We start from the raw sequence: 20867 nt of genomic DNA on the forward strand, positions 1-20867 counted from the left end.
TAAGGCTCTTCGGTTAGCGATGGGCGCTAGGTGCGGCTAGTGCACGGGCGGCGGCGACATCCGCATTGATCGCCGTTTTCAACGCCTCAAGGGAGGCGAAACGCTGCTCTTCACGCAGCTTCTGGTGGAAAACCACCGTTAAACGCCGGTCATACAAATCACCGGCAAAATCCAAAAGGTGAACTTCCAGGTGGGCCTTGCCATCACCTGCAACCGTGGGCCTGACGCCTATGTTGGCGACTCCCGGCCACGATTGGCCGTCGATGTCGACACTCACAAGGTAAACCCCGGTGAGTGGCACACGACGACGTTTGAGCTGCACATTGGCGGTTGGCGTACCCAGTTGGCGCGCCAGCTTCTGGCCGTGCAATACCCGCCCGGCAATGCGGAACGGGCGACCGAGCAAACGCTCGGCCAAGGCGAAGTCGGCAGCCGCCAGGGCATTACGTACCTGGGTACTGCTCACGCGCAGGCCGTCCAGTTCGACGGTTTGCGCGGCTTCGACGGTAAAACCTTGATTCACACCGGCGTGTTGCAGGAAGTCGAAATCGCCGACGCGGTCGCAGCCGAAACGGAAGTCGTCGCCGACCTCCAAGTGCTGCACGCCCAGGCCGTCCACCAGGATGCGGTCGACAAACTCGGCGGCGCTGAGGCTTTGCAAGCGCTGGTTGAAAGCCAGGCACAGCACACGGTCCACGCCCTCTTCAGCCAGCAGTTGCAGCTTGTCGCGCAGGCGGGCCAAGCGGGCCGGAGCCGTCTCGGGGGTAAAGTATTCCCGCGGCTGTGGCTCAAAAATCACCACGCAGCTGGGCACGCCCAACTCGACCGCACGTTCACGCAGCCGGCCCAGGATAGCCTGGTGGCCACGGTGAACACCGTCAAAGTTGCCAATAGTGGCGACGCAGCCCCGATGCTCGGGGCGCAGGTTGTGGAGACCTCGAACCAGCTGCATAACGCGCTTCTTGCTCATAAAGTGGTCGATTATAACCACACCCGGCCCCGGACGACAGGCAACAGCGCAGGCCAAATGGATCGAATCGATAAAACAACCGTTTTATCACGGCAAAGTCTCTAGCCAAGCGACTTTCGATTGAAATCCCGCAGACGGAAGCCTTGCAGCAGCAACATCCCGAAGTACACCACTACACCCGCCACCACCAAAACCCCCAGACGCATGAAGCGCTCAAGCATATGGCCTTGATCCCAGGCGGGCATGAAGTGCATCAGGCCCAGCAACACCGCCGACATCATCGCCACCGCCACCAGCAGTTTGAGGGCAAACATCCCCCAGCCCGGCTGCGGCTGATACATCTGCTGCTTGCGCAGTTGATAAAACAGCAGGCCCGCGTTGATACAGGCACCCGCGCTGATGGCCAGCGCCAGGCCGGCATGGGCCAACGGGCCGATAAACACCAGGTTGAGCAGTTGCGTAACGACCAGGGTGAAGATTGCGATCTTGACCGGCGTGCGGATGTTTTGCTGAGCGTAGAAGCCCGGCGCCAGCACTTTGATCACGATAATGCCGAGCAAGCCGACGGAGTAGGCGACCAGCGCACGCTGGGTCATCGACGCATCAAACGCACTGAACTGGCCGTATTGGAACAGCGACACGGTCAACGGCTCAGCCAGGATGCCCAGGGCCAGAGAACACGGCAGTACCAGCATAAAGCACAGGCGCAAGCCCCAATCGAGGATGCGCGAGTACTCCTGGCGGTCCTTGCTGGCATAGGTGCGCGACAGCGTCGGCAGCAAGATGGTGCCCAAGGCCACACCCAGTACGCCCGACGGCAATTCCATCAAGCGATCGGCGTAGTACATCCAGGAGACCGAACCGGAAACCAGCAAGGACGCGAACGCAGTGTTGATGATCAGGGAAATCTGGCTCACCGAGACACCCAGGATCGCCGGCAGCATATTGCGCATCACACGCCAGACGCCGGTGTCCTTGAGGTTCAGGCGCGGCAGCACCAGCATGCCGATTTTTTTCAGGTGCGGCAGTTGGTACAGCAACTGCGCCAGGCCGCCGGCCAGTACGGCCCAGCCCAGGGCCATGACCGGCGGGTCGAAGTACGGGGTCAGGAACAGCGCGAAAATAATCATGCTGACGTTCAGCAATGTCGGCACGAAGGCCGGCACCGAGAAGCGGTTCCAGGTATTGAGGATCGCCCCGGCCAGGGATGACAGCGAAATCAGCAATATATAAGGAAAGGTCACGCGCAGCAGGTCAGTGGTCAGCGCGAATTTTTCTGGGGTATTGGCAAAACCGGGGGCCGTGGCCCAGATCACCCAGGGCGCGGCGAGCATGCCGACGAGGGTTACCAGCATCAAGACCAGGGTCAACAGGCCCGAGACATAGGCAATAAAGGTACGGGTCGCTTCTTCGCCCTGCTGGGTTTTGTATTCGGCCAGGATCGGCACAAATGCCTGGGAAAATGCGCCCTCAGCGAAGATCCGCCGCAGCAGGTTGGGCAGTTTAAAGGCAATAAAGAACGCATCCGTGGCCATGCTGGCGCCGAAAATGCGCGCCAGCAGGGTGTCACGCACAAACCCCAAAACCCGGGAGATCATCGTGATAGAGCTGACGGCAGCCAACGATTTGAGCAGATTCATTGAAAGAGTTTGCGCCTTTAGATAAAGAGCAGGCGAACAAAGCGCCCACTTATGCGATACTGCGCGCCTGCAACAGCACAGAGCCAAAGCTCGCGAGTTTACAGGTCAAGCGCCGGAAATAAATCACCCGCCTCTTCAGATCGACCACTCAGCAGTTCGCATCAGCCGCCCTTGACAACCCATCAAGTCATCGGCATGATTCGCGGCCTATTTTGTTTGCTATTTCCTAAAAAGTCTTTCGAGGAGCTCGACGGTGGCCAACACACCTTCCGCCAAAAAACGTGCAAAACAGGCTGAGAAGCGTCGCAGCCACAACGCCAGCCTGCGTTCCATGGTTCGTACCTACATCAAGAATGTAGTTAAAGCCATCGACACCAAAGACGCTGAAAAAGCTCAAGCTGCTTACGTTCTGGCTGTGCCTGTTATCGACCGTATGGCCGATAAAGGCATCATCCACAAGAACAAAGCCGCTCGTCATAAGAGCCGCCTGAATGGCCACATCAAGGCTCTGAACGTCGCTGCAGCAGCCTAAGTGGTAACAACTGCCACGTAACTCAGGTTACGTAACAGTTAAGAAATGCCCCGTACCGAAAGGTCCGGGGCATTTTTGTTTGTGCTCCAATCACAATGGAAGCCTTATGTGGCGAGGGAGCTTGCTCCCGCTGGGTCGCGTAGCGGCCCCTGCTCTTTGCTTTAAAAGCATGGGACTGCTACGCAGTCCAACGGGAGCAAGCTCCCTCGCCACAGGAAACCCGGCAATTCGACGGGACACATTTTCAGGCGCAAAAAAAAACGCCCCGAACCAGTCGGGGCGTTTTTGCTACCTATTGATCAAACCACAATCAATGGTGATGACCGCCTTCACCGTGGACGTGGCCGTGGGCCACTTCTTCCTGGGAAGCGTCGCGGATGGCAACGATCTTCACTTGGAAGTTCAGGCGCTGACCAGCCAGAGGGTGGTTACCGTCGACAGTCACGTCGTCGCCGTCCAGATCGCGGATGGTGACGATCTGCATTTGGCCGTCCGGAGCGGATGCGTGGAACTGCATGCCTACTTCCAGTTCATCAACACCTTCGAACATGCTGCGGCTCAGGGTGCTGACCAGTTCGGCGGAGTATTCGCCGTAGGCATCTTCAGGTTCTACGGCGACAGTCAGTTCGTCACCGACGTTCTTGCCTTCCAGAGCCTTCTCCAGGCCCGGGATGATGTTACCTGCGCCTTGCAGGTAGACCAGCGGCGCGCCGCCGGCGGAGCTGTCGATGACCTCACCAGCGTCGTTGGTCAGGGTATAGTCGATGGAGACAGCCTTGTTAGCGGCGATCGTCATGGGGCGAGACCTTTTGCATAAGAATGAAGAACGGACAAGTCTAAACAAGGATTTGCCCGAAAGCGAACAGAACCCGGACAGACGGAGCCGATCAACGGCATCCTTCATCATCGGCTTCCACCAGGATGGCGACGGCCACTGGGTGGCCGAGCTGACCTGCGGCCACACCCAGCACCTGCGCCACCAGCCGCCATGGCAGTCGCGCGCCTGGGTACTCGATGCTGCGCAACGCCTTGAAAAAATAGGCCAACCCTTTACATGCGGCTGGTGTGCGCAAGCGCCTGAATAACGATAACCTTGGTGCCTGATTCCCGGTAGACGCTCAGCCATAGAGCGCCACCGAAGCCATGCACCTCCAGAGAATTCGCATGCAGACTTTTTTTATCGCGCCCACCGATTTTGGTGTGGGTCTGACCTCCATCAGCCTTGGGCTGGTGCGTACACTTGAGCGGGCCGGGCTGAAAGTCGGCTTCTTCAAACCGATTGCCCAGCCACATCCCGGCGACACCGGCCCCGAGCGCTCCACCGAACTGGTGGCGCGCACCCACGGCCTGAAGCCACCACAACCCTTGGGCCTGGCCCATGTGGAACGCATGCTCGGCGACGGCCAGCTCGACGAGTTGCTCGAAGAAATCATCACCCTGTACCAGCAAGCCGCCGTGGGCAAGGACGTGCTGATCGTCGAAGGCATGGTGCCGACCCGCAGCGCCAGCTATGCGGCGCGGGTCAACCTGCACCTGGCCAAGAGCCTCGACGCCGAAGTGATCCTGGTGTCGGCGCCGGAGAACGAAGTGCTCACCGAGCTATCGGGCCGCGTGGAGTTGCAGGCCCAACTGTTCGGCGGCCCCAAAGACCCGAAAGTGCTGGGCGTGATCCTTAACAAGGTGCGCACCGACGAAAGCATGGAAGCCTTCTCGGCGCGCCTCAAGGAGCATTCGCCCCTGTTGCGCAGCGGCGATTTCCGCTTGCTCGGCTGCATCCCTTACCAGCCCGAACTCAACGCCCCGCGCACCCGCGACGTGGCTGACCTGATGGGCGCACAGATCCTCAACGCCGGCGACTACGAAACCCGGCGCATGACCAAGATCATCATTTGCGCGCGCACCATGCGTAACACCGTAGAGCTGCTAAAGCCGGGCGTGCTGGTGGTAACACCGGGCGACCGTGACGACATCATCCTGGCCGTCAGCCTCGCCGCGATCAACGGCGTCCCCTTGGCCGGCCTGCTGCTGACCAGCGACACCCTGCCCGACCCGCGCATCATGGATCTGTGCCGTGGCGCCTTCCAGGCCGGGCTGCCGGTGTTGTCGGTAAGCACCGGCTCCTACGACACGGCCAACCAGCTCAACAGCCTGAACAAAGAAATCCCGATCGATGACCGCGAGCGCGCGGAGATCATCACCGACTTCGTCGCCAGCCACCTCGATGCGCGCTGGCTGCACCAACGCTGCGGCACGCCTCGGGAAATGCGCCTGTCGCCAGCGGTGTTCCGTTACCAATTAATCCAGCGCGCCCAGGCCGCCAACAAACGCATCGTGTTGCCCGAAGGCAGCGAGCCGTTGACTGTGCAGGCCGCCGCCATCTGTCAGGCCCGCGGCATCGCGCGCTGCGTGCTGCTGGCCAAACCAGCCGACGTGGAAGCCGTCGCCCGCGCCCACGGCATCGAGTTGCCCGAAGGCCTGGAGATTCTCGACCCTGACCTGATTCGCCAACGCTACGTCGAGCCGATGGTCGCACTGCGCAAGAGCAAGAGCCTCAACGCGCCGATGGCCGAGCAACAGCTGGAAGATACCGTGGTGATCGCCACCATGATGCTCGCGCTGGATGAAGTGGACGGCCTGGTATCCGGGGTTATTCACTCCACCGCCAACACCATCCGCCCTGCCCTGCAATTGATCAAAACGGCGCCGGGCTGCACCCTGGTGTCGTCGGTGTTCTTTATGCTGTTCCCCGAGCAGGTGCTGGTGTACGGCGACTGCGTGATGAACCCGCACCCAAGCGCCGTGGAGCTGGCGGAAATCGCCCTGCAAAGCGCCGACTCGGCCGCAGCCTTCGGCATCACGCCACGGGTGGCGATGATCAGCTATTCCAGCGGTGATTCGGCCAGCGGCGAAGAAGTCGAAAAAGTCCGCGAAGCCACCCTGCTCGCCCACGAACAGCAAAGCTCGCTGCTGATCGACGGGCCGTTGCAGTACGATGCCGCCGCCAACGAAACCGTCGCACGGCAGCTGGCGCCCAACAGCCTGGTCGCCGGCAAGGCCACGGTGTTTGTGTTCCCGGACCTGAACACCGGCAACACCACGCACAAGGCCGTGCAGCGCAGCGCCGATTGCGTGAGCCTCGGGCCAATGCTGCAAGGCCTGCGCAAACCGGTGAACGACCTGCCGCGCGGCGCACAAGTGGACGACATCGTGTACACCATCGCCCTGACGGCGATCCAAGCCGCCAACCGACCTATGGATATCTAAATGCTGGATTTTCTACCTGCCGCCATGCGCGGGGTAATCGCGTCCTTGTTGTTGGCGCTGAACACGATCCTGCTGTGTTCGTTCCTGTTTATCGTCGCGCTGTTCAAGGCGCTGCCATTTGCCAAACGCTTCAGCGAATGGCTGATGAACCATACGCACGAAGCCTGGGTGACCAATAACAAGGGCTGGATGAACCTGGTGCGGCGCACGCGCTGGCACCTTACGGGCCTTGAAGGCCTGGACTATCAGCGCTCGTATCTGGTGACCAGCAACCACCAGAGCTGGGTCGACATCATGGTGTTGCAATACGTGCTCAATCGGCGGATTCGGCCGCTGAAGTTCTTCCTCAAGCAAGAACTGATCTGGGTGCCGGTGATCGGCCTGGCATGGTGGGCGCTGGGCTTCCCGTTCATGAAGCGCTACACCAAGGCGTACCTGGAAAAGCATCCGGAAAAGAAAGGCAAAGACCTGGAAACCACGCGCAAAACCTGTGCGAAGTTTCGCGACAACCCGGTGGGCATTTTCAACTTTGCCGAAGGCACGCGGTTTACGCCGGGCAAGCATGCACAACAAAAGTCACCGTTCCGTTACCTGCTCAAGCCTAAGGCGGGCGGGATTGCGTTTGTGCTGGATGCCATGGGCGAGCAGCTCAAATCATTGGTGAACGTGACCATCCACTACCCAGGCGGACGCCCAGGTTATTGGGATTTGTTGTGCGGGAATGTGAAGGACGTGGTGGTGCAGTTTGAGGAAGTGCAGATTCCGGCCGGGTTTATCGGCAAGAATTATGAGCAGGATGGGGAGTATCGGTTGGCGTTCCAGGGGTGGATTAACCAGCTGTGGGAAGACAAAGACCAGCTGCTGGCCAAACTGCACACAGAATACCCAGACCGCCACTGATCGACCTGTGGATGCAATTTAATGTGGGAGCTGGCTTGCCTGCGATAGCGGTGGGTCAGCAACAGCTGTATCAACTGATAGTCAGCTATCGCAGGCAAGCCAGCTCCCACAGTGACCGCGCCAGACCTTGAGAAAGTAAAAAGCCCGCCACCGAGTCATCGGTGGCGGGCTTTTTTGTCGCGGCGAGGTTTAGATCGCGCCGCGCTGACGCAACAGCTCCAGCACTTGCTTGACGCTGTCTTCCAGCGACGTGGCCTGGGTGTCGATCACCAAGTCGGCATTCAACGGCACGTCGTACGGGAAAGACTCGCCAGGGATGTTATCCCCACCCGCGGCGTACAAGCCTTGCGGATCACGCTCGGCGCACACCAGCGGCGATGCCTGCACGTAGACCGTCAGCAAGCGGTCGCTGCCGATCAGCGCCTTGGCCTGTTCACGGCCTTCGGCATCCGGAGCAACGAAGGCCGCCAGAGTCAGCAAGCCGGCTTCGTTGAACTGACGCGCCACGTGAGCAGCACGGCGCCAGTTCTCGGTACGCCCGGCGCGGTCCTGCGGCAAGCCCTTGTTCAGGTCGTGACGCAGGTTCTGGCCATCCAGTACGAATACCGCACGGCCCATGTCGAACAGCTTGCGCTCAACCGCATAAGCCAAGGTGCTTTTGCCGGCGCCGGACAGGCCGCTGAACAACACGGTGGCCGGTTGCTGGCCGAAGCGCAGGGCGCGTTCTTCGGTGGCTACATGGGCGAGGTTGCCGTGTTGCGCAGTGCCACCATGGCCCACCGGCGGCGCGATGATCATGCCCGCAGCCACGGTGCCGTTGGTCAAACGGTCGATGACGATAAACGCACCGGTGGTGCGGTTGCTGTCATAGCCATCCAACGCAATGGCGGCGTCGAGGCTGACCTTGACCCGGCCAATCTCGTTCAATTGCAGCGAACTTGCCGGGCCTTCGGCCAGGGTGCTCACGTCCACGCGGTGCACGATGCTGGTGATCGAACCCGGCACGTAGCTGGTGGCGCGCTTGATGTCGTATTTCTTGCCCGGCAACATCGGCTCCTCGGCCATCCACACCAGCATGGCGTCGAAAGCGTCGGTGACTTGCGGCACGTTGTCGGCATGCACCAGCAGGTCGCCACGGGAGATGTCGATCTCGTCTTCCATGGTCAGGGTCACGGCCTGGCCTGGGCCTGCGTGTTCCAGCTCACCCTCGAAGGTGACGATGGATTTGACGCGGCTGCTCTTGCCCGACGGCAACACCACCACTTCGTCGCCCTTGTGCACGATGCCGCTGGCCAGGGTGCCGGCGAAACCACGGAAGTTCAGGTTCGGACGGTTGACGTACTGCACCGGGAAACGCAGGTCGGTGTAGTTGCGGTCATTGGCGATCTCGACGGTTTCAAGGATTTCCATCAGCGACTGGCCGGTGTACCAGGGCGAACGCTCGCTCTTGTTCACCACGTTGTCACCCTTGAGCGCCGACATCGGCACGAACGCCATGGTGCTCGGCTTAAAGGCGATGCCTTCGGCGAACTTCAGGTAATCGGCCTTGATCGACTCGAACACGCTTTGGTCGAAGCCATTGATGTCCATCTTGTTGACGGCAATCACGATGTGCTTGATGCCCAGCAACGAGGCGATATAGCTGTGGCGACGGGTCTGGGTCTGCACGCCGTAGCGGGCGTCGATCAGGATGATCGCCAGGTCACAGGTGGACGCACCGGTGGCCATGTTGCGGGTGTACTGCTCATGGCCGGGGGTGTCGGCGATGATGAATTTGCGCTTGGCGGTGGAGAAGTAGCGGTAGGCAACATCGATGGTGATGCCCTGCTCACGCTCGGCCTGCAGGCCGTCGACCAGCAAGGCCAGGTCGATGTCATCGCCGGTGGTGCCGGATTTTTTCGAATCACGGGTGATGGCTTCCAGGTGATCTTCGTAGATCATCTTGGAGTCGTGCAGCAGGCGCCCGATCAGGGTGCTCTTGCCGTCGTCGACGTTGCCGCAGGTCAGGAAGCGCAACATTTCCTTGCGCTCGTGCTGGCCCAGGTAGGCGAGGATGTCCTCGCTGATCAAATCAGATACGTGCGACATGACAGCCCCTTAGAAATAGCCTTGACGTTTTTTATCTTCCATCGAGCCTGCGCCATCGTGGTCGATGACCCGGCCCTGGCGCTCGGAAGTTCGCGTCAGGAGCATTTCCTGAATGATGTCCGTCAGCGTCTCGGCTTCGGACTCCACCGCGCCCGTCAACGGGTAGCAGCCAAGGGTACGGAAACGTACTTTCTTTTTGACGATTCGGGCTTTGTCTTCGTCGGACAAGTGCTCGAGGATGCGGTCGTCGTCGATCATGATCAACGTGCCGTTCTTCTCGATCACGTCGCGCTCGGCGGCGAAGTACAGCGGCACAATCGGGATGCCTTCGAGGTAGATGTACTGCCAGATGTCCAGCTCGGTCCAGTTGGACAGCGGGAACACACGGATCGACTCACCCTTGTTGACGTTGCCGTTGTAGACGTTCCACAGCTCCGGGCGCTGGTTCTTCGGGTCCCAGCGGTGTTTGCTGTCGCGGAACGAGTACACGCGCTCTTTGGCGCGGGACTTCTCTTCATCGCGACGGGCACCGCCGAAGGCTGCGTCGAAACCATGCTTGTCCAAGGCCTGTTTGAGGCCTTCGGTCTTCATGATGTCGGTGTGCTTGGCACTGCCGTGGGTGAACGGGTTGATGTTCTGCGCCACACCATCAGGGTTGATGTGGGTGATCAGGTCCAGGCCCAGCTCTTCGACCATTTTGTCGCGGAACTTGTACATCTCCTGGAATTTCCAGCGGGTGTCGACGTGCATCACCGGGAACGGCAATTTGCCCGGGAAGAAGGCCTTGCGCGCCAGATGCAGCATCACGGCGGAGTCTTTACCGATCGAGTAGAGCATCACCGGGTTGTCGAACTCGGCGGCGACCTCGCGGATGATGTGGATGCTTTCCGCCTCCAGCTGTTTCAGATGCGTCAGTTTGTCGACCATGGCTACTCACGGAAAAACGATCTTATGGACGGCCAGCGGGCCGTGTTCGAGCGGGGCATGCTAGCACAGCACCTTCTTCTATTCAGGGAGCCAGCTAGATCGAAACGGTATATGAATATGCCCCCGAGTTTGGCTGTAGGACCAGGCTTGTGGGAGCTGGGTTGTGTGGGAGCTGGCTTGCCTGCGATTGCATCACCTCGGTCATTCAGGCAAACCGAGGTGATGCAATCGCAGGCAAGCCAGCTCCCACATTTGAGCCTTTGTGTTCTTTAGATTGGGTTAGGGCAATCGATGAACAAATGCTCCAGCGCGAAACGCCGTGCCAAATAGTCACCCAATGCCTGCACGCCATAACGCTCGGTGGCGTGGTGCCCGGCAGCAATAAAGCTGATGTCGTTTTCGCGCGCGCTGTGGAAGGTCTGCTCGGACGCTTCGCCGCTCAGGTACAGGTCGACGCCAGCGGCAATCGCATCGTCGATGTACCCTTGCCCGCCGCCGGTGCACCAACCCACACGGCGGATCATCTCGCTACCTTCGATCAGCAGTGGCTCGCGGCCCATCACATCCTGCACGCGGCGGGCAAAATCACGCGGCGACAAGGGTTCGGCCAGGGAGCCGACCAGACCGACGATTTTCGGGTTGTTCGGATCCAGCGGGCCTTCGACGGTGATGTCCAACTGACGGGCAAGTTGCACGTTGTTGCCCACTTCCGGGTGCAGGTCCAGCGGCAGGTGGTAGGCCAGCAGGCTGATGTCGTGCTTGAGCAGGGTTTTCAGGCGGCGCTGCTTCATGCCGGTAATGCACGGGTTTTCGCCCTTCCAGAAATAACCGTGGTGCACCAGCACCAGGTCGGCCTGGGCTTCAACCGCTGCGTCCAGCAACGCCTGGCTGGCCGTGACGCCGCTGACGATGCGCATCACCTGCGGGCGCCCCTCGACCTGCAAGCCATTGGGGCAATAATCGGCAATTTTTGCGCTGCCAAGGTAGCGGTCCGCTTCCTCGACCAGGGTGCTAAGGGGGACAGCCATAAAAGACTCCTAAATATCCCGTTCCGAGGCGCTCGCAGCCTCGTATAATGCGCGACATTATGGGCGCTCTCCCGCCCCCTGCAACCTGTCAGGACTTACTTGATGCTCAAGGCACTGCGTTTTTTTGGATGGCCATTGTTGGCTGGCGTGCTGATCGCGATGCTGATTATTCAGCGTTATCCCCAATGGGTGGGCTTACCCAGCCTGGATGTGAACCTGCAACAGGCCCCGCAAACCAGCTCCGTGGTGCAAGGCCCGGTCACCTACGCAGACGCCGTGGTTATCGCCGCGCCCGCCGTGGTCAACCTGTACACCACCAAAGTCATCAACAAACCGGCGCACCCGTTGTTTGAAGACCCGCAATTTCGCCGCTATTTCGGCGACAACGGCCCCAAGCAGCGCCGCATGGAATCGAGCCTGGGTTCGGGCGTGATCATGAGCCCGGAAGGCTACATCCTCACCAACAACCACGTGACCAGCGGCGCCGACCAGATTGTGGTGGCCCTGCGCGACGGCCGTGAGACCCTGGCCCGTGTGGTCGGCAGCGACCCGGAAACCGACCTCGCCGTACTCAAGATCGATTTGAAAAGCCTGCCCTCCATCACCATCGGCCGCTCCGAAGGGCTGCGCGTGGGTGACGTGGCACTGGCCATCGGCAACCCGTTCGGTGTTGGCCAGACCGTGACCATGGGCATTATCAGCGCCACCGGGCGCAACCAGTTGGGGCTTAACAGCTACGAAGACTTTATCCAGACCGACGCGGCCATCAACCCCGGCAACTCCGGCGGCGCGCTGGTGGATGCCAATGGCAACCTGACCGGCATCAACACTGCGATCTTCTCCAAGTCCGGCGGCTCCCAGGGCATCGGCTTTGCGATCCCGGTGAAGCTGGCGATGGAGGTGATGAAGGCGATCATTGAACACGGCCAGGTGATTCGCGGCTGGATGGGCATTGAAGTTCAGCCCTTGACCAAGGAACTGGCCGAGTCGTTCGGCCTGACCGGTCGCCCAGGCATTGTGGTCGCCGGGATTTTCCGCGATGGCCCGGCGCAAAAAGCCGGCCTGCAATTGGGCGATGTGATTTTGAGCATCGACGGCGAACCTGCCGGTGATGGCCGCAAGTCGATGAACCAGGTGGCGCGGATCAAGCCGACCGACAAGGTGGTCATCCAGGTGATGCGCAACGGCAAAGAGCTCAAGCTGGTGGCGGAAATCGGCCTGCGGCCACCGCCGGCTCCGGTCAAAGAAGAGGAATAACGGCTGTGGGAGCCCGCGCGCGGGCTCCTGTAACCTAATATTTCCAAAGAAATTCATTCTCATTAGTCATGTTATATTGTTTCAATATCGCTATTGGAACGTTCTATCATGCCGTCTCGAAGATTTGCCTCCCTGGCTGGCCTGGCCATGGGCTTGTTGCTCGACCCCGCCTACGCCGAAGACAACAGCGTTGAACTGGACACTATCAGCGTCACCACCGACGCCTATGAATCTGCCACCGGCCCGGTAACAGGCTACCGCGCCACCCGTTCCGCCAGCGCGACCAAGACCGACACGGCCCTGCGCGATATCCCACAATCGATCAGCGTAATTCCGGCCACGGTGCTCAAGGACCTGGGCAGTACCAACGTGGAACGCGCCCTGGAGTTTGCTGGTGGCGTCTCCAGGCAAAACAACTTCGGCGGCCTCACGCTCTATGAATACAGCGTGCGCGGCTTCACCACGTCGGAGTTTTACCAAGACGGTTTCAGCGCCAACCGTGGCTACCCGAGCACACCGGACGCGGCCAATATCGAGCGCATCGAAGTGCTCAAAGGCCCCGCCGCCAGCCTGTATGGCCGTGGCGACCCTGGCGGCACGGTGAACATTGTCACCAAGAAGCCGCAGCCTGAAGCCTTCACCACCGTGCAAACCAGCGCCGGCAGTTGGGACCGCTACCGCACGGCGCTGGATGTGAACACACCGCTGGATGACGAAGGCCGCGTGCTGTCGCGGGTCAACCTGGCAGTGGAAGACAACCACAGCTTCCGTGATCACGTCGACGCCCAGCGCGTGTTCGTCGCACCGTCTTTCAGTTGGCAACTCAACCCGGACACCCGCCTGCTGGTGGAAAGCGAATTCGTGCGCCACAGCTCCACCTTCGACCGTGGCATCGTCGCGCCGCATGGCATGTCGCGCTCAACCTTCCTCGGCGAACCCAATGACGGCAACATCCGCAACCACAACAACCGCATCCAGGCCGCGTTGGAACATCACCTCAACGACGCCTGGCAACTGCGCCTGGCCAGCCATTACAAACAGGGCAGCCTGTGGGGCGACGCCTCGGAGAGCCGCGCACTGAATGCAGACGGCCACACCGTCAATCGCCGTTACCGCGAACGCTCCACGGGTTGGCACGACAGCATCACCCAGCTTGAATTACGCGGCATGTTTGATATCGGCAGTTGGCAGCATGAGTTGCTGATCGGCACCGAATACGAGGACTACCGCAAGAAGGAACGCGTCACCGCGATCGGCGGCAGCGTCTACCCCATCGACATCTACAAACCCGTCTACGGCCAGCCCAAACCCAACGGCGAACGCTCCGGCACTGACTTCTACGAGCAGGTGAAAAGCCAGGCGTTGAACCTGCAAGACCAGATCATCTTCACCGACCGCCTGCGCGGCATGGTCGGCGCACGCTTTGAGCATTTCGAGCAAAGCACCGATGACTTCACCCGCAACCACGCCAAGAGCCGCCAGACCCATGATGCCCTCACCCAGCGAGCGGGTTTGCTCTACCAACTCACGCCGCAAATCGGCGTGTTCGCCAACGCCTCCACCTCGTTCAAACCCAACAACGGCCTGGACGCCGGTGGCAAATCCTTCAAGCCGGAAGAAGGCGTGGGCTATGAAGTGGGGATCAAGAGCGAGCTGTTTGACGACCGCTTGAGCACCACCCTGGCCGCCTTCCATATCGACAAACAAAACGTGCTGGCGCTTGACCCGGCCACCGACACCAACCGCGCCATGGGCAAGGCGCGCAGCCAGGGTTTTGACCTGCAACTGACTGGGCAAGTGACGGACGCGGTACGCGTGATCGGCGCCTTTGCCTACATCGATGCGCAGGTGACCAAAGGCGACAAGGCCATCCCCACCGGGAGCCGGATTCTCGGCGTGGCCAAGCGCAGCGGCAGCCTGCTAGGCGTGTATGAGTTTCAGGACGGCGCATTGCGCGGCTCAGATCTGGGCGCGGCGTTTACCTACGTCGGCGATCGCTCCGGCGAGGCTGGCGGTAGCTTTGAGCTGCCGGCGTATCACACCGTCGACCTGCTGGCCCATTACAAGGCCAGTGAGCACGTCACCGTGGGCCTGAACCTCAATAATTTATTCGACGAAAAGTACTACGAGCGCTCCTACAGCAATTACTGGGTCATGCCCGGTGAGCCGCGCAACTTCACCGTCAGCCTGACCCTCAACCTGTAACAGGACGCCACCATGCAAGCCTTCAAATCCCTGGCCGTCATCGGCCTGCTGTTTGCCACCCAAGTCTCGGCCCACGGCCTGTGGACCGAACAGCGGCGCGGCAATATCGAAGTGATCTACGGCCACGGTGCCGAGGACAATGCGTTCAAGGCCCAGAAAATCAGCGGTGCCTGGGCGTATGACGCCAGCGGCAAGATGATCCCGGTGACCGTGGAGCGCCTGCCCGACCACGCACGCCTGAAGCCGCTCAAATCACCGGCCGTGCTGGCGGTGGCGTTGGATAACGGCATGTGGTCGCAGACGGCGGACAAAAAATGGATCAACCAGGGCCGCAGTCAAGTGCCAGGGGCGATTGAGTCGACCCAGACCTTCAAGTACAGCCTGGCGATTTACCAGCCGGGGGCGAAACTGCCCAAGCTGGATCAGCTCAAGCTCGTGATTCTGCCGGAAGTCGACCCGCTGACCGTAGGGCCGGGTAAGTCACTGCCGGTGCGGGTGTTGCTGGACGGCAGACCTGCGGCGGGGATCAAGCTGGTGGGTGATTATCGCAATGCGCCGAATACCTTGAGCACCGAGACCGACAAGGACGGCCGCGCTCAGGTGCTGGTGCGTAATGAAGGGTTGAATGTGATTGCTGCGCAGGTTGAAGTGCCGCTGAAAGACAATGCGGATGTGGCGACACGTGGGCTGTTTACTTCGCTGACCTTCCTCGGTGAACCGCACCACGAGTAAACACTACAAAAAACTGTGGGAGCGGTCGGGCGCGGGGGGGCATATCCGTTGCTGCGGTAACGGCTTCTATTGGTTCCGCTCTTACAGCGGGTCACTTTTGCAAGGACCGGAATGCCGGCCCAGTCAAAAGTAACCAAAAGGTCCTCGCCCCAACACTCGGTGCCTCGCTATGGCTCGGCATGCCCGCAATCCGCCAGTGATTTGGGGGGCCTCCGCGATGGGCCATCCTTGGCCCAGCGCGGCTAAACCGGCATCCCTGCCGGTTTACCCCCCAAATCCCTGTCAGATTCCGGCCATCGTGTTTGACGGGGCGATTTCAGATCAAGATCAAAAGCGCAGATCAAAAGACCGCTGACTTCGCCAGCGAAAAGGATGTAAGGGCCAGAGCAACAGCAACAGCAACAGCAAAGCAACAGCAGAGCCAGCTCCCACAGAAAAGCAGTTCTTCAGTGTATTCAGATAGGTTTTTGCTTTGCACTTGACCTGGCTTTTGCTTCAACCACTCAGGTCGGCTTTCAGGCCGCCGTGCTGTAGATCTTGATCTTGATCTGCTTTTGATCTGAGACGCCCCGTTAACCACGATGGCCGAACGCAGGCTTGAATCCGTGGGTAACCCGGCAGGACGCCGGGTTAGCCGCGCTGGGCCAAGGATGGCCCATCGCGGCGGCCCACGGATTCAAGCCGGAGTGAGGGCATGCCGAGCCTAAGCGAGGCACCGAGTGGTGGGGCGAAGACTTTTTGGTTACTTTTGTGTCTTTACAAAAGTGACCCGCTGTAAGAGCGGAACCATAGGCCGCCGTTACAAAAATAACGGATATATACACCGACAAACCGCCATCGCGGGCAAACCCGGCTCCCACAGTACACTCGGATTACAGCGCTACCGGCGCCCGCTCGCAGAGCGTATTGAGCGCCGCCGCCCACTGCGGGTCATCGTTCAAGCACGGCACCAACACCAACTCCTCGCCCCCTGCCTCGCGAAACTGCTCCAGCCCGCGATCGCCAATCTCCTCCAACGTCTCGATGCAATCAGCGACAAACGCCGGGCACATCACCAGCAGCTTTTTCACACCTTGCTGGGCCAAAGTCTCCAGGCGGGCTTCGGTGTAGGGTTCGATCCACTTGGCGCGGCCCAACCGCGACTGGAACGCCACCGACCACTTGCCCTCCGGCAAGCCCATGCGCGCGGCAAAGTCGCGCGCCACGCTGAAGCACTGGGCGCGGTAGCAGGTGGCAAGCACCTCGGGCGAAGCGTTTTTGCAGCAGTCAGCATCCTTGAAGCAATGCTGGCCTGTGGGGTCGAGTTTTTTCAGATGGCGCTCAGGCAACCCATGGAAGCTCAGCAACAAGTGATCGAATTCCTGCGCCACGTACGGCCGGGCGCTGGCGACCAAGGCGTCGAGGTATTCCGGCTGATCGTAGAACGGCTGCAAGATAGAAAACTGCACGTTGAGCTTCTTGTCGCGGACCACACGCTTGGCTTCTTCGATCACCGTGGTCACGGTGCTGTCAGCGAACTGCGGATACAACGGCGCCAGGGTGACTTTTTGAATGCCTTGAGCCGCAAGGCGCGTAAGGGTGGTTTCAAGCGACGGCTCGCCGTAGCGCATCGCCAACTCCACCGGGCCGTGGGTCCATTGCTGGGTCATTTGCGCTTGCAAGCGCCGGCTCAGGACCACAAGCGGCGAACCCTCTTCCCACCAGATCGAAGCGTAGGCATGCGCCGATTGCTCAGGGCGCTTGATCAGGATCAGCGACACCAGCAAGCGCCGCACCGGCCACGGCAGGTCGATCACGTAAGGGTCCATCAGGAACTGATTAAGGTAGCTGCGCACATCGGCCACCGAAGTGGACGCCGGTGAACCCAGGTTGACCAGTAACAACGCGTGATCCGTCATGCAACATCCTATGGCTAGAGGCGGCTGGACAAGTCTTCCAGGGCCGCGTGCAACTCAGTGAACTGAAAAGTGAAACCGGCGGCCAGCAACCGTTCGGGGACGGCCTTCTGCCCGCCCAACAGCAACCCGGACAACTCGCCCAGGCCGACCTTCAAGGCAAACGCAGGCATCGGCATGAACGCTGGGCGGTGCAGCACCTGGCCCAGGGTCTTGGCGAACTCGCTATTACGTACCGGGTGTGGCGCGCAGGCATTATAAGGACCGCTGGCGTCACCGTTGTGCAGAAGAAAATCAATCAGGGCGATTTGATCTTTGATATGGACCCACGGCATCCACTGCCGACCATTGCCGATCGGCCCGCCCAGCCCCAATTTGAACGGCAGCAGTAGCCGCGACAAAAAGCCGCCCTTGGCCGCCAACACCAGGCCCGTGCGCACCAACACCACGCGGGTGCCGAAGGCCTCGGCGCGCAACGCAGTTTCTTCCCAGGCGATGCACAACTGGCTGGGGAAATCATCCTGCACCGGGCCACTGGCTTCGGTCAGTTCGCGCTCGCCGCCGCCGCCGTACCAACCCACCGCAGAACCCGAAATCAGCACCGCCGGCTTTTGCGCCAGGCCTTGCATCCATGCCAGCAAGGTTTCGGTGTGGCTGATACGGCTGCTCCACAGCAATGCCTTGCGCTTTTTGGTCCACGGACGATCGGCAATCGGCGCGCCCGCCAGGTTGACCACCGCATCCACAGTGCCGATCACGTCTTGCAAACGGCCAACACCGAGCACTTCGGCACCGCACCATTTGGCCACGGTATCCGGCTCGCGGCTCCACACCGTCAGGCGATGCCCTTGGGCAAGCCAGTGCAGGCAGAGTTGGCGTCCGATCAAACCCGTACCGCCGGTCAGCAAAATATGCATGGGTTTCTCCTCATGTAACGTTTGCCGCCCATCACTAGTCTATTTTATAAGCAGGGATCTTTTGTAAGTGGGCGTTACGTTGGTTTCAGAGGCCGATTCAAGCCTCACCCTTAACCCCTCAACCTTAACCATAGGTCACACCGTTAGAACAGGTACGCCAAAACTTATACCAAAAAACAATATTGTACAGCTATGGGTGTCGGCGTAGTCTGTACCCAAAGGTAAAACGAGGCCCCCCATGACTGTTCCCATCGCGATCATCGGCACCGGCATCGCCGGTCTCTCCGCCGCCCGAGCGTTACGAGACGCGGGGCACGTTGTACAACTCTTCGATAAAAGCCGTGGCAGTGGTGGCCGCATGTCCAGCAAGCGCAGCGATGCCGGCGCGTTGGACATGGGCGCGCAATACTTCACGGCCCGCGACCGGCGCTTCGTCAACGAAGTACAGCGCTGGCAAAGCAACGGCTGGGCAGAACAGTGGAAGCCGCAGCTGTACAACTTCAAGTCCGGCCAGCTCACGCCCTCCCCCGACGAGCAGATCCGCTGGGTTGGCACGCCGCGCATGAGTGCCATTACCCGCGCATTGCTTGACGACTTGCCGGTGGAATTCGGTTGCCGCATCACCGAAGTGTTCCAAGGCCAGCAGCACTGGAACCTGCTGGATGCCGACGGCGGCAATCATGGCCCGTTCAGCCACGTGGTGATTGCCACGCCTGCGCCCCAGGCCACTGCCCTGCTGGCTGCCGCGCCCAAGCTGGCAAGTGCCGCCGCCGGAGTGAAGATGGACCCGACCTGGGCCGTCGCACTCGCCTTCGACACGCCGCTGGATACGCCGATGCAAGGCTGCTTTGTGCAAGACAGCCCGCTCGACTGGCTGGCGCGCAACCGCAGCAAACCTGGGCGTGACGCCACCCTCGACACCTGGGTGCTGCACGCTACCAGCGCCTGGAGCAAGGCCAACCTGGACCTGCCCAAAGAAGCAGTGATCGAACACCTGCACGGTGCCTTCGCCGAACTGCTGCACAGCGCCATGCCCGCGCCGTCCTTCAGCCTGGCCCACCGTTGGCTCTACGCCAGGCCATCGGAGCGGCATGAATTCGGCGTGCTGGCCGACGCCGACCTGGGCTTGTATGTGTGTGGTGACTGGTGCCTGTCCGGGCGGGTCGAAGGCGCGTGGCTCAGCGGCCAGGAAGCCGCACGCCGCCTGATCGAGCACCTGCAATGAACCGCATCAACCCGACGAAATTGCTGCTGTCGAAGTGGACAGCAGCACGCCCGCGCAACAAGGAAAAACACTTCCTCGTCACCGAACTGTTCCGTGATGATGAAGGCACCGTGCTCGAAATCGAGCTGCAAGCGGTCATGACCCGCCGCGCCGAACGCCTCGCCTGGCAGACCTTGCAAAACGCCGAAGACTGGCGCATCGGCTGGAAATAGCTTTCGCTGCAAATACTTGTACAAACCATTTGACTTGTACAGCATCAAACCTATGATGAGGTTTAGTTGTACAAACTTTAAAAGTTGTACAGGAATCTTGCAGAGGTTCGGCCATGTCCAGCATCGCAAAACCGAAGATCGCTATCAGCGCCTGCCTGTTGGGCGAGAACGTGCGCTTCAACGGCGGCCACAAACAATCCATGCTGTGCAGCCAAACCCTCGCCGACTATTTCGACTTCGTGCCGTTGTGCCCCGAAGTGGCGATCGGCCTGGGCATTCCGCGCGAACCGATTCGCCTGGTAGGTGACCCTGCCCACCCGCAGGCCGTCGGCACTGTGCACCGTGAACTCAATGTGACGCAGCCATTGGATGATTACGGCCAACAGATGGCTGCCGAACACACTGACCTGTGCGGCTACATCTTCATGCAGAAGTCGCCGTCGTGCGGGCTGGAGCGGGTCAAGGTCTATCGCGACAACGGCACGCCCGTCGATGGCGGCGGTCGCGGCATTTATGCCCAGGCATTTTGCGCACGCCACCCCAACCTGCCGGTGGAAGAAGACGGCCGATTGAATGACCCGGTGCTGCGCGAGAATTTCCTCACCCGTGTATTCGTGTACGCCAGTTGGCAACAATTACTGGTTGAGGGCCTCACGCGTCACCGCCTGCTGGCGTTCCACGCCCGCTACAAATACCTGCTGATGGCCCACAGCCCCGTGCATTACAAAAGCCTTGGCCACCTGCTGGGTAGCATGGGCAAGGGCGTCAACCTGGATGAACTGGCCGCCGGCTATTTCAGCGAGTTGATGAGCGGCCTTAAAAAGTGCGCCACCCGCGGCACCCACACCAATGTGCTGCAACACATCAGCGGCTACCTCAAGCAGGCCATCAGCGCCGATGACAAGCAGGAAATGCAAACCGTCATCGGCCAATACCGCACCGGCATCGTGCCGCTGGTGGTGCCGCTGACCTTGCTCAAACATCACTTTCGCCAACACCCGGACCGCTACATCGCGCAGCAGGCTTACCTGCAGCCGCACCCGGAAAACCTCAGCCTGCGTAATGCGATCTAGAC

18 protein-coding genes are annotated in these 20867 nt (G+C 60.4%); 10 read left to right on the forward strand and 8 right to left on the reverse strand.

From position 1 onward, the window contains the following. Nucleotides 1-13: 13 nt before the first annotated feature. Both ribF and murJ read right to left on the reverse strand, forming a co-directional pair. Nucleotides 14-952: a bifunctional riboflavin kinase/FAD synthetase gene (gene ribF, locus P5706_RS29290; protein WP_016971190.1), complete on the reverse strand. Its 939-nt coding sequence runs from the start codon at nt 950-952 to the stop codon at nt 14-16. 119 nt (nt 953-1071) lie between these two features. Further along, nucleotides 1072-2610, reverse strand: a complete 1539-nt coding sequence (gene murJ, locus P5706_RS29295) for a murein biosynthesis integral membrane protein MurJ (RefSeq protein WP_200432623.1) — start codon at nt 2608-2610, stop codon at nt 1072-1074. A 253-nt stretch (nt 2611-2863) separates the two neighbouring features. Here murJ and rpsT point away from each other — a divergent pair, with 253 nt between their 5' ends. Beyond that, nucleotides 2864-3142 (forward strand): 30S ribosomal protein S20, encoded by a 279-nt coding sequence (rpsT, locus tag P5706_RS29300; protein ID WP_003171647.1) that lies wholly within the window; start codon nt 2864-2866, stop codon nt 3140-3142. Nucleotides 3143-3452: 310 nt separating this feature from the next. Here the strand turns inward: rpsT and P5706_RS29305 are convergent, their stop codons facing one another. Then, on the reverse strand, nt 3453-3938 hold the full coding sequence (locus tag P5706_RS29305) for an FKBP-type peptidyl-prolyl cis-trans isomerase (protein WP_003188398.1): 486 nt from the start codon (nt 3936-3938) through the stop codon (nt 3453-3455). On the opposite strand from P5706_RS29305, the gene P5706_RS37310 reads away from it, so the two are divergent. From P5706_RS37310 to yihG, 3 genes are all read left to right on the forward strand, one after another. Continuing rightward, nucleotides 3937-4227, forward strand: a complete 291-nt coding sequence (locus P5706_RS37310) for a DUF3565 domain-containing protein (RefSeq protein WP_244658025.1) — start codon at nt 3937-3939, stop codon at nt 4225-4227. The two genes, P5706_RS29305 and P5706_RS37310, sit on opposite strands and share 2 nt — an antisense overlap. 79 nt (nt 4228-4306) lie before the next feature. Continuing rightward, a complete protein-coding gene (pta, locus tag P5706_RS29315) occupies nt 4307-6406 on the forward strand; it encodes a phosphate acetyltransferase (protein WP_285683696.1) in 2100 nt (699 codons plus the stop codon). Further along, on the forward strand, nt 6407-7306 hold the full coding sequence (gene yihG, locus P5706_RS29320) for a 1-acylglycerol-3-phosphate O-acyltransferase, YihG family (protein WP_285683698.1): 900 nt from the start codon (nt 6407-6409) through the stop codon (nt 7304-7306). Between the two features lie 189 nt (nt 7307-7495). Here yihG and cysN read toward each other — a convergent pair whose 3' ends face one another. The 3 genes from cysN to P5706_RS29335 all read right to left on the reverse strand — a co-directional run bounded on the left by cysN (nt 7496) and on the right by P5706_RS29335 (nt 11349). Continuing rightward, nucleotides 7496-9394 carry a sulfate adenylyltransferase subunit CysN gene (gene cysN / locus P5706_RS29325; RefSeq protein ID WP_285683700.1) on the reverse strand — a complete coding sequence of 633 codons (1899 nt, stop codon included), beginning with the start codon at nt 9392-9394 and terminating at the stop codon, nt 7496-7498. 9 nt (nt 9395-9403) lie between these two features. Further along, nucleotides 9404-10321 carry a sulfate adenylyltransferase subunit CysD gene (gene cysD, locus P5706_RS29330; RefSeq protein ID WP_003171640.1) on the reverse strand — a complete coding sequence of 306 codons (918 nt, stop codon included), beginning with the start codon at nt 10319-10321 and terminating at the stop codon, nt 9404-9406. A gap of 269 nt (nt 10322-10590) precedes the next feature. Then, nucleotides 10591-11349 (reverse strand): Nif3-like dinuclear metal center hexameric protein, encoded by a 759-nt coding sequence (locus P5706_RS29335; protein WP_200432619.1) that lies wholly within the window; start codon nt 11347-11349, stop codon nt 10591-10593. Nucleotides 11350-11451: 102 nt separating this feature from the next. On the opposite strand from P5706_RS29335, the gene algW reads away from it, so the two are divergent. The 3 genes from algW (at nt 11452) to P5706_RS29350 (ending at nt 15543) form a co-directional block, all read left to right on the forward strand. Next, on the forward strand, nt 11452-12606 hold the full coding sequence (algW, locus tag P5706_RS29340) for a Do family serine endopeptidase AlgW (protein WP_285683704.1): 1155 nt from the start codon (nt 11452-11454) through the stop codon (nt 12604-12606). A 108-nt stretch (nt 12607-12714) separates the two neighbouring features. Further along, nucleotides 12715-14811 (forward strand): TonB-dependent siderophore receptor, encoded by a 2097-nt coding sequence (locus P5706_RS29345; RefSeq protein WP_285683706.1) that lies wholly within the window; start codon nt 12715-12717, stop codon nt 14809-14811. A gap of 12 nt (nt 14812-14823) precedes the next feature. Beyond that, nucleotides 14824-15543: a DUF4198 domain-containing protein gene (locus tag P5706_RS29350; protein WP_285683708.1), complete on the forward strand. Its 720-nt coding sequence runs from the start codon at nt 14824-14826 to the stop codon at nt 15541-15543. 872 nt (nt 15544-16415) lie between these two features. Here P5706_RS29350 and hemH read toward each other — a convergent pair. Both hemH and P5706_RS29360 read right to left on the reverse strand, forming a co-directional pair. Continuing rightward, complete coding sequence (hemH, locus tag P5706_RS29355; RefSeq protein ID WP_200432615.1) at nt 16416-17441, reverse strand: ferrochelatase; 1026 nt, start codon at nt 17439-17441, stop codon at nt 16416-16418. Between the two features lie 14 nt (nt 17442-17455). Beyond that, nucleotides 17456-18355, reverse strand: coding sequence for a TIGR01777 family oxidoreductase (locus P5706_RS29360; RefSeq protein WP_285683711.1), 900 nt, complete (start codon nt 18353-18355; stop codon nt 17456-17458). Nucleotides 18356-18593: 238 nt separating this feature from the next. Between P5706_RS29360 and P5706_RS29365 the strand changes: the two genes are divergently transcribed. The 3 genes from P5706_RS29365 to P5706_RS29375 all read left to right on the forward strand — a co-directional run bounded on the left by P5706_RS29365 (nt 18594) and on the right by P5706_RS29375 (nt 20865). Continuing rightward, on the forward strand, nt 18594-19580 hold the full coding sequence (locus P5706_RS29365; protein WP_200432613.1) for an NAD(P)/FAD-dependent oxidoreductase: 987 nt from the start codon (nt 18594-18596) through the stop codon (nt 19578-19580). After that, complete coding sequence (locus P5706_RS29370; protein ID WP_200432612.1) at nt 19577-19792, forward strand: TIGR02450 family Trp-rich protein; 216 nt, start codon at nt 19577-19579, stop codon at nt 19790-19792. Before P5706_RS29365 ends, P5706_RS29370 begins: the two co-directional genes overlap by 4 nt. 113 nt (nt 19793-19905) lie before the next feature. After that, nucleotides 19906-20865 (forward strand): YbgA family protein, encoded by a 960-nt coding sequence (locus P5706_RS29375; RefSeq protein WP_285683715.1) that lies wholly within the window; start codon nt 19906-19908, stop codon nt 20863-20865. The last annotated feature ends 2 nt before the right edge of the window (nt 20866-20867 follow it).

The sequence above is a fragment of the Pseudomonas sp. ChxA genome (assembly GCF_030263855.1).
GTDB classification, from domain to species: domain Bacteria; phylum Pseudomonadota; class Gammaproteobacteria; order Pseudomonadales; family Pseudomonadaceae; genus Aquipseudomonas; species Aquipseudomonas fluorescens_CB.

Bases quoted from the DNA above. Each gene is read 5' to 3' on its own strand.
- P5706_RS29350 (WP_285683708.1), top strand. From the start codon at position 14,824: ATGCAAGCCTTCAAATCCCTGGCCGTCATCGGCCTGCTGTTTGCCACC.
- cysN (WP_285683700.1), bottom strand. From the start codon at position 9,394: ATGTCGCACGTATCTGATTTGATCAGCGAGGACATCCTCGCCTACCTG.
- P5706_RS29365 (WP_200432613.1), top strand. From the start codon at position 18,594: ATGACTGTTCCCATCGCGATCATCGGCACCGGCATCGCCGGTCTCTCC.
- cysD (WP_003171640.1), bottom strand. From the start codon at position 10,321: ATGGTCGACAAACTGACGCATCTGAAACAGCTGGAGGCGGAAAGCATC.
- P5706_RS29370 (WP_200432612.1), top strand. From the start codon at position 19,577: ATGAACCGCATCAACCCGACGAAATTGCTGCTGTCGAAGTGGACAGCA.
- P5706_RS29360 (WP_285683711.1), bottom strand. From the start codon at position 18,355: ATGCATATTTTGCTGACCGGCGGTACGGGTTTGATCGGACGCCAACTC.
- P5706_RS37310 (WP_244658025.1), top strand. From the start codon at position 3,937: ATGGGGCGAGACCTTTTGCATAAGAATGAAGAACGGACAAGTCTAAAC.
- hemH (WP_200432615.1), bottom strand. From the start codon at position 17,441: ATGACGGATCACGCGTTGTTACTGGTCAACCTGGGTTCACCGGCGTCC.
- P5706_RS29335 (WP_200432619.1), bottom strand. From the start codon at position 11,349: ATGGCTGTCCCCCTTAGCACCCTGGTCGAGGAAGCGGACCGCTACCTT.
- ribF (WP_016971190.1), bottom strand. From the start codon at position 952: ATGCAGCTGGTTCGAGGTCTCCACAACCTGCGCCCCGAGCATCGGGGC.
- P5706_RS29375 (WP_285683715.1), top strand. From the start codon at position 19,906: ATGTCCAGCATCGCAAAACCGAAGATCGCTATCAGCGCCTGCCTGTTG.
- algW (WP_285683704.1), top strand. From the start codon at position 11,452: ATGCTCAAGGCACTGCGTTTTTTTGGATGGCCATTGTTGGCTGGCGTG.
- pta (WP_285683696.1), top strand. From the start codon at position 4,307: ATGCAGACTTTTTTTATCGCGCCCACCGATTTTGGTGTGGGTCTGACC.
- murJ (WP_200432623.1), bottom strand. From the start codon at position 2,610: ATGAATCTGCTCAAATCGTTGGCTGCCGTCAGCTCTATCACGATGATC.
- yihG (WP_285683698.1), top strand. From the start codon at position 6,407: ATGCTGGATTTTCTACCTGCCGCCATGCGCGGGGTAATCGCGTCCTTG.
- P5706_RS29345 (WP_285683706.1), top strand. From the start codon at position 12,715: ATGCCGTCTCGAAGATTTGCCTCCCTGGCTGGCCTGGCCATGGGCTTG.
- P5706_RS29305 (WP_003188398.1), bottom strand. From the start codon at position 3,938: ATGACGATCGCCGCTAACAAGGCTGTCTCCATCGACTATACCCTGACC.